The 12,342-nt window shown below is 68.5% G+C and carries 10 protein-coding genes and 1 pseudogene; 3 read left to right on the top strand and 8 right to left on the bottom strand.

Translation table 11 applies throughout. From position 1 onward, the window contains the following. Window positions 1-326, top strand: a 326-nt coding sequence (locus tag RMO40_RS11330) for a LysE family transporter (RefSeq protein ID WP_309720780.1), incomplete at its 5' end; no start/stop codon positions are given. 12 nt (window positions 327-338) lie between these two features. Here RMO40_RS11330 and RMO40_RS11325 read toward each other — a convergent pair. Beyond that, complete coding sequence (locus RMO40_RS11325; protein ID WP_309720777.1) at window positions 339-1,409, bottom strand: ATP-binding cassette domain-containing protein; 1,071 nt, start codon at window positions 1,407-1,409, stop codon at window positions 339-341. An 80-nt stretch (window positions 1,410-1,489) separates the two neighbouring features. Here RMO40_RS11325 and RMO40_RS11320 point away from each other — a divergent pair, with 80 nt between their 5' ends. Next, a complete protein-coding gene (locus RMO40_RS11320) occupies window positions 1,490-3,148 on the top strand; it encodes an ABC transporter permease subunit (protein ID WP_309720774.1) in 1,659 nt (552 codons plus the stop codon). Window positions 3,149-3,171: 23 nt separating this feature from the next. On the opposite strand, the gene RMO40_RS11315 is transcribed toward RMO40_RS11320, so the two are convergent. Both RMO40_RS11315 and RMO40_RS11310 read right to left on the bottom strand, forming a co-directional pair. After that, window positions 3,172-3,984 carry a DUF429 domain-containing protein gene (locus RMO40_RS11315; protein WP_309720771.1) on the bottom strand — a complete coding sequence of 271 codons (813 nt, stop codon included), beginning with the start codon at window positions 3,982-3,984 and terminating at the stop codon, window positions 3,172-3,174. An 8-nt stretch (window positions 3,985-3,992) separates the two neighbouring features. Continuing rightward, window positions 3,993-4,874 (bottom strand): EamA family transporter, encoded by an 882-nt coding sequence (locus RMO40_RS11310; RefSeq protein WP_309720769.1) that lies wholly within the window; start codon window positions 4,872-4,874, stop codon window positions 3,993-3,995. A 36-nt stretch (window positions 4,875-4,910) separates the two neighbouring features. Here RMO40_RS11310 and RMO40_RS11305 point away from each other — a divergent pair, with 36 nt between their 5' ends. Then, complete coding sequence (locus tag RMO40_RS11305) at window positions 4,911-5,951, top strand: asparaginase (protein WP_309720765.1); 1,041 nt, start codon at window positions 4,911-4,913, stop codon at window positions 5,949-5,951. A gap of 31 nt (window positions 5,952-5,982) precedes the next feature. Here the strand turns inward: RMO40_RS11305 and RMO40_RS11300 are convergent, their stop codons facing one another. The 5 genes and pseudogenes from RMO40_RS11300 to RMO40_RS11280 form a co-directional block, all read right to left on the bottom strand. After that, window positions 5,983-7,458, bottom strand: a complete 1,476-nt coding sequence (locus RMO40_RS11300) for a UdgX family uracil-DNA binding protein (protein WP_309720762.1) — start codon at window positions 7,456-7,458, stop codon at window positions 5,983-5,985. After that, entirely contained in the window at window positions 7,451-8,713 is a 1,263-nt protein-coding gene (locus RMO40_RS11295; protein ID WP_309720759.1) for a putative DNA modification/repair radical SAM protein, read from the bottom strand. The genes RMO40_RS11300 and RMO40_RS11295 overlap by 8 nt, the downstream gene beginning before the upstream one ends. 89 nt (window positions 8,714-8,802) lie before the next feature. Then, window positions 8,803-10,191 carry a glutathione-disulfide reductase gene (gene gorA / locus RMO40_RS11290; protein WP_309720756.1) on the bottom strand — a complete coding sequence of 463 codons (1,389 nt, stop codon included), beginning with the start codon at window positions 10,189-10,191 and terminating at the stop codon, window positions 8,803-8,805. 3 nt (window positions 10,192-10,194) lie between these two features. After that, complete coding sequence (locus tag RMO40_RS11285) at window positions 10,195-11,886, bottom strand: ATP-dependent DNA ligase (protein ID WP_309720749.1); 1,692 nt, start codon at window positions 11,884-11,886, stop codon at window positions 10,195-10,197. After that, window positions 11,883-12,342 (bottom strand): annotated as a pseudogene (locus tag RMO40_RS11280) (DNA ligase-associated DEXH box helicase); the annotation flags it as partial. The gene RMO40_RS11285 and the pseudogene RMO40_RS11280, both read right to left, overlap by 4 nt.

Below are 12,342 nucleotides of genomic sequence, written 5' to 3'. Positions count from 1 at the left end.
GGGTGGAGCCGCTGCAGCGCTCACGCATCTTTCGTGATGGTTTCGTGGTCGCCTTGCTGAACCCGAAAACCGCGCTGTTCTTCGCCGCCTTTCTGCCGCAGTTCATGAGCGCCACGGCGCCGCACCTGCAGCAGAGCCTGGCGCTGGGCGCCATCTTCTGTGCGGTGGCGGGCTGCACCGACCTCATCTACGTGCTCGCCGCCAGCCTGATCGCGCCGCGCCTGAGCTCGCTGGGTGCACACGCCCGCTGGGGCACGCGGGCGGCGGGCGTGTCGTTCATCGGCCTGGGAGTGTTGACGGCCTTCTCGGGCAAGCCGGCACGCTGAGCGCTCGCAGCGTCAGGCGGCGTTCTTGAAGGCGATCACGTGGTCCATGTCGAGCCGGATGCCGATCGCTTCATGCAGTGCGTGGTTGTGGTGTGAAGGCACCATCGCCAGCACCCGCGCGCCGCTCGCGAGCTGCAGGGTGTAGAGGATCTCGGCTCCCCGAAATGCCTTGTGCTGCACGGTGCCACGCAGCGCGCTGGCGTCGTCGTGCAGCACATCGTCGGGGCGCAACAAGACCTGCACCTTTTCACCCACGCTGCAAGAGTCACCGGTGTCGGCGAAGCGGATCGGCTCGGTGGCAGCCACTTCGCCGAGTTCGAGCCGCAGCCGCTGCGGGCCCAGCACGGTGGCTTCGACAAACACACCCTGGCCGATGAAGTCGGCCACGAAGCGGCTGTTCGGCCGGTGGTACAGCTCGTAGGCGCCAGCGATCTGCTGGATGCGACCCTCTTGCATCACCGCGATCTCGTCGGCCATGGCAAAGGCTTCGTTCTGGTCGTGGGTGACGAACACCGCCGTCGTGCCGTTGGCCTTGAGGATGGTGCGCACCTCGGCGGCCAGCTGCTCGCGCAGATCGACATCGAGGTTGGAAAAAGGCTCGTCAAGCAACAGCAGGCGTGGCTGCGGCGCCAGCGCGCGGGCCAGTGCCACCCGCTGCTGCTGGCCACCCGACAGCTCGTGCGGGTAGCGCCCGGCGGCCGCCGCCAGGCCCACGGTGTCGAGCAGCTGCATCGCGCGTTCATCGGCGACGCGCCGGTCGGGCACGCCGAAGCCGACGTTGCGCAGCACCGTGAGGTGCGGGAACAAGGCGTAATCCTGAAACACCATGCCGATGCGGCGCTGCTCGGGCGGCACGTGGGTCGACACGCTGCCCACCAGCTGGTCGTCAATGCGGATCTCGCCTGCACTCGCCCGCTCGAAGCCCGCGATGCAGCGCAAGACCGTGGTCTTGCCGCAGCCCGAGGGGCCGAGCAGGCAGCAGATGGTGCCGCTGGCGAGCGTCAGGTCCAGGCCGGCGAAGGTGGCGCGGTCGGCGTAGCGGTGGCTCAGGTTGTTGAGTTCGAGAACGGGAGCGGATGACATCGGTACGGCCGGCGGGGGCAGCACCCACGGCGGCGCTGCGATCAGGCGCGCACCTTACACTGAACCCACCCCGCTTCGACATGATCCTTTCCCTGCCCTCAACGCGCGCGCCACGCCCCACCCGCTGGCTGACCGGCCTCACGCTGCTGATTGCCGCCCTGGTGGCGGTGCCCATCCTGTCGGTGGCGAGCAATCTTTTCAATGCCGGCACCGGCGGCACCTGGGCCCACCTCGCGGCCACGCTGCTGCCCGAATACATCGTCACCAGCCTGTGGCTCTGCCTGGGTGTGGGCATCGGCGCGGCGCTGCTCGGCGTGGGGGCGGCCTGGCTGGTCACGCACATGGACTTCTTCGGCCGCCGCACCTTCGAGTGGGCGCTGGTGTTGCCGCTCGCGATGCCCGCTTATGTGATGGCCTACACCTACACCGACCTGCTCCAGTTCGCCGGCCCGCTGCAAAGTGCGCTGCGCGAGATGATGGGCTGGAGCCGCGCCGACTACCACTTCCCCGAAGTGCGCAGCACCGGCGGCGCGGTGCTGATGTTCGTGAGCGTGCTCTACCCCTATGTCTACATGCTGGCGCGCACGGCCTTCCTGGAGCGTGGGGGTGGCGTGATGGAAGCCGGCCGCTCGCTCGGCCTCACCCCCTGGCGCAGCTTCGTGCGCGTGTCGCTGCCGATGGCGCGCCCGGCCATCGCCGCCGGCGTGGCGCTGGCCTTGATGGAAACGCTGGCCGACTACGGCACGGTGTCTTACTTCGCGGTGCAGACCTTCACCACCGGCATCTACCGCGCCTGGTTCTCGCTCGGTGACCGCGCTGCGGCGGCCCAGCTGTCGATGTGCCTGCTGGGCTTTGTGTTGCTGGTGCTGGCGCTGGAGCAAAGCACGCGCGGGCGAGCCCGCTTTCACGGCCCGGGCCTGCGTCGCCAGCCACCGCGCAGCGGCCGCCTCGCGGGCTGGCGCGCGGCGGTGGCGTTTGCGGCCTGCTGCGTGCCCTTGCTGGTGGGCTTTGCGCTGCCTTGCGCGGTGCTGCTGCGAATGGCGCTGACCGATGGCGATGCGCAGTTCGGCGCACGTTTCTTCGAGCTGTCGCGCAACAGCTTGCTGGTGTCGGGGCTGACCGCCGTGCTCGCGGTGGGCCTGGCGGTGCTGGTGGCCTACGCACGCCGGCTCGACCCCGGCCCCGCCTCGCGCGTCGCCCACTGGACGGCCGGCATGGGTTACGCCCTGCCTGGCTCGGTGATTGCCGTGGGGGTGCTGATCCCGGTGGCGCGGTTCGACAACCTGCTGGTGCAGTGGCTGCAACAGCAGTTCGGCTGGCAGGGCGGGCTGCTGCTCACCGGCGGCATCGCGGCACTGGTGTTCGCCTGCCTGGTGCGCTTTCTCGCCTCGGCCTTGCAGACGGTGGATGCGGCGCTGCACCGCGTCACGCCCCACATGGACGACGCCGCCCGCAGCCTCGGCCTCACACCCGCGCGTACCTTGCAGCGGGTGCACATGCCGCTGCTGCGGCGCGGCTTGTTGACGGCCGGTTTGCTGGTGTTCATCGACGTGATGAAGGAGCTGCCGGCCACACTCGTGATGCGCCCGTTCAACTTCGACACGCTGGCCACGCAGGCCTATCGCCTGGCGTCTGACGAGCGGCTGGCCGAGGCCTCGACGGCATCATTGGCCATCGTCGCCGTGGGCCTGGTGCCGATGATCGTGTTGTGCCGCCAGATCGCGAAAGACCGACCTTGAGGCTGGCCTGACGGGGTGGTGGCTCAGCCCGCAGGCGCCGTGACGATCCAGCCTTCCAGGGCATCCATCGACGCCGGCATGCCATAGGCCGGCTGGCCGCTCGCCCAAGCGGCCTGCATCAGGCACAGCACGGCATCGAGCGCGTCGCCCGACGCATCGGCCACCAACGCATCGCGTTGCGCATGAGACACGCGCAGCCGCAAGCCGAGCCGGGTGCGGCCTTGCTCCAGCGCCTCGAGCACGTCTTTGCGGGCAATCAGGCGCTCGGGGGTTTGTTTCGACTTGTCGTCGCTCTTGTACGAGCGCGACCCGATCAGCTCACGCGCCAGCAAGCCCGGGTAGCCCTCCAGCGCCACCCGATGCGCGTCGCCACCGTGCAGGCCCGGCAGGGACACACCGGCATCGATCAGCAAGGGCACGCCCGCATGCAGCATGTAGGCCACCGGCGGGTTGACCCATTTCATCGAGGGCGACGACCCCGCCGGCCCATCACACGCACGGTGCGCAAACTTCGCCCCCACCGGCCGTGCGTCGCAAAACGCGGCAAAGGTGTTGCGGATCTCCTCACGCGACAAGGCGGTGTAGTGGCGCATCAAGGGCAACCACTCCTGCGGCCAACCCAGCGACTCGACCAGCTCACGCGGCAGGCCAAACGGAAAGTCGCAGGCCGCCAACCACGGCCCCGGTGTGCGCAGCCAGGCCGACAAACCCTCGAAGCTGTCGTGCGCCTCGACCCGCGCGAGCCGCAGCACGCCGCGCTCCAGCGCGCCCAGCGCCACCGTGATCGGCTTGCGCCGCGTGGGGCGGCTGGTGAAGTCGATGCCTGCGAGCTGCATGGTGTGCGTCATCCCAGTGCCAGGCCGGCCACACCCAGCGCCATGAAGGCTGCGCCGACGATGCGCAAGCCACGGTCACCCTCGCCGAGCAGCTTGCCGCCCAGCAGCGCCGCAAACAGCATCGACACCTCGCGCGCAGGCGCCACGTGCGAGAGCGGCGCGAGCTGCACCGCATACAGCACCAGCACATAGGCCGTGGGGGCGATCACCGCGATCAGCAACGCGTGCTTCCACTGCGCGCGGCAGGCCCTCACAAAACCCGGCAGGTCGCGCAAGCCGGCCGGCATGTGCATGGGCAAACGCACCACGTTGCAGAAGTAGGTGTAGAGCACCGGCTGAAGCGCGAGCACCTTGATCGCGTAGCCATCGATCAAGGTGTAGGTGGCGATGAAAAGACCCGTGGCCGCGCCCCACCCCACGCCAGCGATCACCCGAGCGCGCTGCTCGCTGTCGTGGACCCGGGCCCACACCGCCGTTCCACCCGCCACCAGAAAGATGCCCACCACCACGAGCAGCAAGCCAACGCCGCCGAACCAGCTCATCGACTCGCCCAGCACCAAGAGTGCACCCAGCGATGCGAGCAGCGGCCCGGTGCCACGCGCCACCGGATAGACCACGCTGAGATCGCTGCGCGCATAGCCGCGCAGCAGCGTGTGGAAGTACGCCAGGTTGGCCGCCCCACTCGCCACGACGGCTGTCCATTCCACCCAGCCCCACAGTGGCACCGCCTCCCAGGCCAGCCACAGCCCGAGAGGCGACCAGAGCACGACCATGAAGAGCGTGAGCAGCAGCGAAAAACGGCTGTCGCCGCCCGCCTTCTTGGCCACCACGTTCCACACCGCGTGCAGCAAGGCAGCGACCAGAACGAGGCTCAAGGCGAAGAGGGACATGAAGCCGTCGATTGTGCCCGCGCTACATTGAGCGCCATGAACCCCATCCTGGTTGAAGTGACGCGCGGTGGCCATGTGGAGTCGCAACACACCGGCGCGCTGGCCGTGATCGATGCCGACGGTGCGGTATTCGCCCAGATCGGCGACATCACCCGCCCCGTGTTCCCCCGCTCGGCAGTGAAGGTGCTGCAGGCGCTGCCGCTGATCGCCAGCGGCGCGGCCGATCAGCTTGCCTTGAGTGACGCCGAGCTGGCGCTGGCCTGCGCCTCGCACAACGGCGAGCCGCTGCACGTGCAGACCGCCGCCGGCATGCTGGCCAAGGCCGGGCTCGACGTGACCGCGCTCGAGTGCGGCAGCCACTGGCCAGGCTACGACAAGGCGGCGCGCGCGCTCGCTGCCGCGGGTGAGGAGCCCACCGCGCTGCACAACAACTGCTCGGGCAAACACGCGGGCTTTGCCTGCCTCGCCTGCGCGATGCACGGTGGCAAAACCGACCTGCGCGGATTCTTCAGCGGCTACGTGCAGCCCGGGCACGCGGTGATGCGCGAGGTGACGGCCGCGCTGCAAGCGGCCACCGGTGTCGATCTTTCCGCCGCAGCGCGTGGCACCGATGGTTGCGCCATTCCCACCTACGCCATTCCGCTGCGCCAGCTGGCGCTGGCGTTTGCACGCGTCGCCACCGGTCAGGGCCTGTCGGCCGCGCATGCCCGCGCCGCGCAGCGGCTGCGCCAGGCAGTGGCGCGCGAGCCTTTCATGGTGGGCGGATCGGGCCGCTTCGACACCCGCGTGATGGAGCGCCTGGGCGAACGCGCTTTCGTGAAGGTGGGCGCCGAAGGTGTCTACTGCGCCGCGCTGCCGCAGCGTGGGTTGGGTGTGGCGATCAAGATGGACGACGGCAACAACGCGCGTGCCGTCGAGGTGGTGATGGCGGCGCTGATCGAAGCGCTGGTGCCGCTGAGCGATGACGAGGCGGCGTTCATGCGCAGCCTGAGCGAGCCGGTGTTGCGCAACTGGAACGGCAGCGAGGTGGGTGGCTTGCGGCCCAGCTCGACCTTGCGTTCGCTGCCGCTCGTGTGAGCGGGCGGGGCTCGGCCCAGGAGAGTCCGCTTCAGCTCCCCATCGCCGTGGCCTGGCCCAGGTCCTGGAGCCAATCGGCAAATGCCGCATCGAACGCCTGCACCTCCATGCGCAACAAGGCCGCAGGGTGCAAGGTCACCAGCACGCGCAGCCCGTCTTCGCGCAACAGCCATTGCCCACGCGCCTGCATGACGGCGATCGGGCGGCCGAGCAGCGCGCGAGCCGCCGTCGCCCCGAGTGCGATCACGGCCTCAGGACGCACCAGGGCGATCTCGGCTTCGAGCCAATCGAGGCACGCCGCCGCCTCGTGCTGCGCGGGGGTCTTGTGGATGCGCCGCTGCCCACGCAGATCGAACTTGAAATGTTTGACCGCGTTGGTGAGGTAGAGCCCACTGCGCGGCCAGCCCAGGTGTGCCAGCGCGCGGTCGAGCAGCTGACCGGCCGGGCCGACGAAGGGCCGGCCCTGCAGGTCTTCCTGGTCGCCCGGCTGTTCGCCCACCAGCATGAGGCGGGCGCCGACCGGCCCTTCTCCCGGCACGGCCTGGGTGGCGTGCTGGCCGATGGGGCAGCGGCGGCAGCGCTCGGTGGCCTGGTGGACCGCGTTCAGCGTGGTGGGCGTGGACTCTGGCTCGGCATCCTGCGCCAAGCGCAAGGCGAACGAGGCCGCCGGGCGCCGCCGTACGGGCTCGCTCGCGGCCTGCTCGATCATCTGGCCGCTTCGCTGCGCCGACAGCGCCACCAGCGGCTGGATCAGCGTGGCTTCGGGCAGGTTCTTCCAGTAGCGGCGCGGCATCTCCTTTTGCATCATCGAAAGTTTCAGCCGCGCCGGGTTGAAGATGTTTTGGTAGTACGTGAGCCACAGCTGCTCGGCTGCGTCGGCGGGTGGCGCCTCGGCGCGCTTCGCTCCGGGCCCGTAGGCGAGACGGGTGCCGTCCCACCGCGCGCTGCGCTCGGGCGTGAGGATGGCCCAGGGCATCTGCGCAAAGCGCCGCGCAAAAAAAGGCGCGGTGGCTTCGACGATGTGGTGCACCGGCTCGAACCACGCGACATGCGACACGCGCCAATCGTCGTCGGACGGTGTGGCCAGCGGACGAAAGCGCACGAAGGCCGTCATCTTGTGCATGTCGCGCCGCACGGCGCGGGCCAGCTGCTCGGCCTGCAGGCGATCGGCATCGAGCGGGTCGTGGCGCAGGCCCGGCTCATGAACCAGGCGCCACGCCAGGCGGTACAGGAGGCCGTGGCGGTTCGGGTCGGCGTGCAGGGCCGCGCGCTCGCACAGGGTGACAAACCAGGCCGGCAGCGCGAGGGGAGCGGCATGCCGCGCCGGCTCCGGGTCGCTCGTCGATCCTAGCGGCGCAAACAGGTCACCCTCGGCGGCAGTGGCCACCTGCCAGGACACACTGGCCGGTGCCACACCTTGCGCGATGAGCCTGCGCGCGGCGGCGCGAAAACCGGCGACGTCGTCTTCAGCACTCAGGAAAACGTCTTGATGCTCGGCGTCACGCATCGAAGAGCGATTGCTGCCGGGGCGCCGCGCGCAGGCGAGCCGCGAGTTGGGCGTCGTCGAGCCCGTTGCGCGCAGAGCCTGGCAGGCTCACGAAGGGCAACACGGTCTTGAGTGGCACGCGCAGCCGCGAGAGATCGTCAACGCGCAGCACGCGCTCGCGCCGCGCTTGCAACAGGCGATCGACCGAGGTCACGCCCAGGCCGGGCACGCGCAACAGCATTTCGCGCGGTGCGCGGTTCACATCGACGGGAAAACGCTCGCGGTGCGCCAGCGCCCAGGCGAGCTTGGGGTCGACATCGAGCGCGAGCATGCCGTCATCGGCGCTCACGATCTCGTGGTGCTCGAAGCCGTAAAACCGCATCAGCCAATCGGCCTGGTAGAGCCGGTGTTCGCGCACCAGGGGCGGCGCCACCAGCGGCAGCGCGCGCGACGCATCGGGAATCGGGCTGAACGCCGAGTAGTACACCCGCCTCAGGCGGTAGGAGCCGTAGAGCGTGGCGCTGGCCGTGAGGATGCTGCGGTCGTCGGACGCGTCGGCGCCCACGATCATCTGCGTGCTTTGCCCTGCAGGCGCGAAGCCCGGCGCCTTGGCGCGGCGTGGTGCCACCGCCGGCTGCGACGTGGCGGCCTGCGGTTTGGCCGCGTCGCGTGCTTCATCGATGTGGATGCGCAGGCGCGCCATCGAGCGCCGGATGGCCTGGCCGTCTTTTTCGGGTGCGAGCGCTTCCAGCCCTTCGGCGGTGGGCAGCTCCACGTTGATGCTCAGGCGGTCGGCGTAGCGGCCCGCGCGTGCGAGCAGTTCGGGGCTGGCTTCGGGGATGGTCTTCAGATGGATGTAGCCGCGAAAGTCGTGTTCTTCGCGCAGCACACGCGCCACCTCGACCACCCGCTCCATGGTGTAGTCGGCGTCGCGGATGATTCCCGAGCTGAGGAACAGGCCCTCGATGCAGTTGCGGCGATAAAAATCGAGGGTGAGCTGAACCACTTCGTCGACCGTGAAACGCGCGCGGGCCACGTTGCTGCTCACGCGGTTGATGCAGTAAAGGCAGTCGTAGAGGCAGTAGTTGGTGAGCAGCACCTTCAGCAGCGAGATGCAGCGGCCGTCGGGTGCATAGCTGTGGCAGATGCCGGCGCCTTCGGTGGAGCCGATGCCACGGCCGCCCAGCGAATCGCGCTTCGTTGTGCCGCTGGAGGCACACGAGGCGTCGTACTTGGCGGCGTCGGCGAGGATGGCGAGCTTGCGGTTGATGTCCACTGTATGAATATACAGTTCCGACTCAACGCGCCCGCCAGAGTGTCCTTCTGCCGCGTGGTGTTATCAGCGGTGCCGAACCGAACCGCGGCTCAGGCCGTGTCGGGCTGCGTGACGCGCAGCGCCTCGCGCATCGTCACGAACTCTTCTGCCCCGCTCGGGTGGATGCCCAACGTGCGATCGAAAACCGCCTTGGTGAGGCCGCCTTGCAAGGCCACGGCAAAACCCTGGATCACCTCGCCGGCGTCGGCGCCCACCATGTGCATGCCGACCACGCGGTCGCTCGCATCGTCGACCAACAGTTTCATCAGCGTGCGCTCGGTGCTTTCACTCAGCGTGTGCTGCAAGGCCTTGAACTCGGCGCGGTACACGCGCACCCGGCCGTGCTTCTCGCGCGCAGCTTCTTCGCTCAAGCCCACGGTGCCGATGTTGGGGTGGGTGAAGACTGCGGTTGGCACGAGGCTGTAGTCGATGGGTTCGCGCTGGGCCGCGCCGAACAGGTGGTCGACCAGGTACATGGCCTCGGCCAGCGCCACCGGCGTGAGCGCCTTGCGGCCGATCAGGTCGCCCAGGGCGTAGACGGATGGGATCTTCGTCTGCAGGTGATCGTTGACCGGCACCGAGCCATCGGCATTGAGCGTGATGCCGAGTTCGGCCAGGCCCATGCCGTCGGTGCGCGGCCGGCGGCCGGTGGCGTGCAACACCGCGTCGGCCTCGACCACGCTGCCGTCGCTCAGCGTGATGCGCTGCACGTCGCCCACCTTTTCGACGGCGCTGATGGTGGTCTGCAAGTGTACGGTGACCCCTTTTTTGCGCATCTCGGCGATGAGGAAGTTGGCCACCTCCTTGTCGAAACCACGCAGCAGCTGCGGGCCGCGGTGCAGCTGCGTCACCTGCGCACCCAGCCCCTGGAAGATGGAGGCGAACTCGCAGGCGATGTAGCCCGCACCCACGACCACCAGGCGCTTGGGGAAAGGCTCCAGGTCGAACATGGCGTCGGAATTGAGTGCCCATTCGGCGCCAGGCCCCACCGCCGCGGTGGGCGCACCGCCGCTGGCCAGCAAGATGTGCTTGGCGGTGAGCCGCTGCCCCCCGCCTTCGCAGTCGACCTCGACGGTGTGCGCGTCGATCAGCCGCGCCCACCCGCGCAGCAGTTGCACGCCCGCGCCGCCGAGCAGGCCTTCGTAGACACCATTGAGCCGTTTGATCTCGGTGGCGCGGCGCTGCTTGAGCACGGCCCAGTCGAACACTGGCCTCTCGCTCTTCCAGCCAAAGCCATGCGATTGCTCGAACATCTCGCCGTAATGCGCGGCGTAGCTGTAGAGCTTCTTGGGGATGCAGCCCACGTTAACGCAGGTGCCACCCAGCGGCCCGGCCTCGGCCACCACCACACGGGCGCCTCGCTGGGCGGCCATGCGGCTGGCCCGCACACCACCGCTGCCGGCGCCGATCACGAACAGGTCACAGTCAAAGTTCGCCATGGCTCACGCTTCCAGGTTCATCAAGGCCTGCAGTGTCGCCAATGTGTCGGCCTCGTGCAGCGGCTTGTCATTTCGGATGCGCAGCATGCGGGGGAATCGCACTGCGATGCCGCTCTTGTGGCGCGGGCTCGTGTTGATGCCCTCGAAACCCAGCTCGAACACCAGGCTGGGCTTGACGCTGCGCACCGGGCCGAACTTCTCCAGCGTGGTGGCGCGGATCACGCGGTCGACCTCGCGAAACTCTTCGTCGGTGAGGCCCGAATACGCCTTGGCGAAAGCAACCAGCTGCAGTGCCTCGGGTTGGGCGGGCTCGCGCCGTTCGATGGCGTCGATGACGGCCTGCGCCTCGGTCGCATCCTGCGGCTGGCGGTTCCACACCGCGAATGTGTAGTCGGTGTAGACGCTGGCGCGGCGGCCATGGCCGGCTTGTGCGTAGATGAGCACGGCGTCGACGGTGAGCGGGTCGATCTTCCACTTCCACCAGGTGCCGTCGACCTTGGTTCGGCCGCTGCCATAACGCGACGCGTGGTGCTTGAGCATGAAGCCTTCGACGCCACGAGCGCGTGATTCTTCCCGCAGCTCCGCGAGCGCTTGCCAGGAGGTGCGCTGCTCGGTGGGTGAGACGGTGAGTGTGGTGTTGCGCGTCAGATCCAGCAGCTTCTCGCGGCGTTGTTGCTGCGGCCACTCGCGCACGTCTTCACCTTGCCATTCCAGCAGGTCGTAGGCCATGAAGCTGACAGGCGCATCGGCCAGCACCTTTTTGTTGAGCGTCTTGCGGCCGATGCGCTGTTGCAGAAGGTTGAATGCTGCCGGCTTGCCGCCTTTCCAGACGAGGATTTCACCGTCCAGCACGGTGCCGTCGGCCAACTGTCCAGCGAGTGCGACCACCTCGGGGAAGCGGTCGGTGATGAGCTCTTCCCCGCGCGACCAGACCCAGATGTTGCCGCCACGGCGCACCACCTGGGCGCGAATGCCGTCGTACTTCCACTCCACCAGCCAGTCGCCGGGCGGGCCGAGCTTGAACTCAAAATCGGTGAGCGAAAGCTCCAGCGCATGGGCCAGGAAGAAGGGGTAAGGCTGGCCCGAATCGGCCTGCGGCAGGGCGTCGTGCGTGAGCAGGTTGCGGTAGAGCGCTGCGTCGGGCCGGACCGATTTGTCGGTGAAACCCATCATGCGCTGCGCGACCACCTTGGCGTCGAGCCCGGCGTGCGCGGCGAGTGCGCGTTGCACCAGCAGCTTGCTCACGCCGACACGAAAGCCGCCGCCGATCAGCTTGGTCAGCAAGAAGCGGCCGGTCGCGTCGAGTTCGTCCCAATAGGCCGTGACGCGCTCGGCCTGGTGCTCGGGCGTGGCTTCGCGCAGGGGCAAGAGGCGCTTCTCCACCCAATCGGCCAAGCCCACCTCACTGAGCTGCGGCGCCACCGGCAACACATGGGCGATGGTTTCCGCCAGGTCGCCCACGGCCTGATAACACTCGTCGAACAGCCACGGTTCGATGCCGGCGCGCTGCTGGGCCAGCGCCCTGAGCACCGAGGTGGGCACCACCTGGCGCGGTTTGCCGCCAGAGAGGAAGTACACGGCCCAAGCCGCATCGGCATCGTTTGCTTGCGCGAAGTAACGCTTGAGCGCGTCGACCTTGGCGTTGGTGGCCGTGCTGGCGTCGAGCTCGTTGAAGAGCTGTGCGAAGCGCTTCATGTGAGCATCTCAGGATCATCGCCAAGCCCTTCGACAGGCTCAGGGCGAACGGAGTCCGGCGAGGGTTTTTGCACATCGGCCCGCTCGTCGTCGTACTCGGTCTGGAAGGCGCCCGCTTGCAGCCCCTGCTCTTCGAGCCAGCGCACCATGATGGCTTCGTAGCCGTGGGTGACGATCACACGCTGTGCCCCGGTGGCCGAGATGGCACGTTGCAGGCCAGGCCAATCGGCGTGGTCGCTGAGTACGAAGCCGCGGTCGACTGCGCGGCGGCGGCGTGCGCCGCGCAGCTGCATCCAGCCGCTGGCGAAAGCGTCGCTGTAGTCGCCGAAGCGCTTGCTCCAGGCCGAGCCTTGCACCGAAGGCGGTGCCACGACGAGGGAGTTTGCGAGCGCAGCCTTGTCGAGCTCATTCACGTTGTGCGTGATTGGCAGCGACACACCCGCCTCACGGTAGGCC

The organism is Rhizobacter sp. (assembly GCF_031412075.1).
In the GTDB taxonomy this organism is placed as follows: domain Bacteria; phylum Pseudomonadota; class Gammaproteobacteria; order Burkholderiales; family Burkholderiaceae_C; genus Rhizobacter.
Note: the sequence above shows the minus strand (reverse complement) of the source record. Positions and strands in the feature narration are given on the sequence as shown.

What these genes read in the sequence shown, in the direction of transcription:
- gorA (WP_309720756.1), bottom strand. Translation starts at nt 10,191, where the DNA reads ATGGCGAACTTTGACTGTGACCTGTTCGTGATCGGCGCCGGCAGCGGT.
- RMO40_RS11305 (WP_309720765.1), top strand. Translation starts at nt 4,911, where the DNA reads ATGAACCCCATCCTGGTTGAAGTGACGCGCGGTGGCCATGTGGAGTCG.
- RMO40_RS11285 (WP_309720749.1), bottom strand. Translation starts at nt 11,886, where the DNA reads ATGAAGCGCTTCGCACAGCTCTTCAACGAGCTCGACGCCAGCACGGCC.
- RMO40_RS11325 (WP_309720777.1), bottom strand. Translation starts at nt 1,409, where the DNA reads ATGTCATCCGCTCCCGTTCTCGAACTCAACAACCTGAGCCACCGCTAC.
- RMO40_RS11315 (WP_309720771.1), bottom strand. Translation starts at nt 3,984, where the DNA reads ATGCAGCTCGCAGGCATCGACTTCACCAGCCGCCCCACGCGGCGCAAG.
- RMO40_RS11310 (WP_309720769.1), bottom strand. Translation starts at nt 4,874, where the DNA reads ATGTCCCTCTTCGCCTTGAGCCTCGTTCTGGTCGCTGCCTTGCTGCAC.
- RMO40_RS11300 (WP_309720762.1), bottom strand. Translation starts at nt 7,458, where the DNA reads ATGCGTGACGCCGAGCATCAAGACGTTTTCCTGAGTGCTGAAGACGAC.
- RMO40_RS11320 (WP_309720774.1), top strand. Translation starts at nt 1,490, where the DNA reads ATGATCCTTTCCCTGCCCTCAACGCGCGCGCCACGCCCCACCCGCTGG.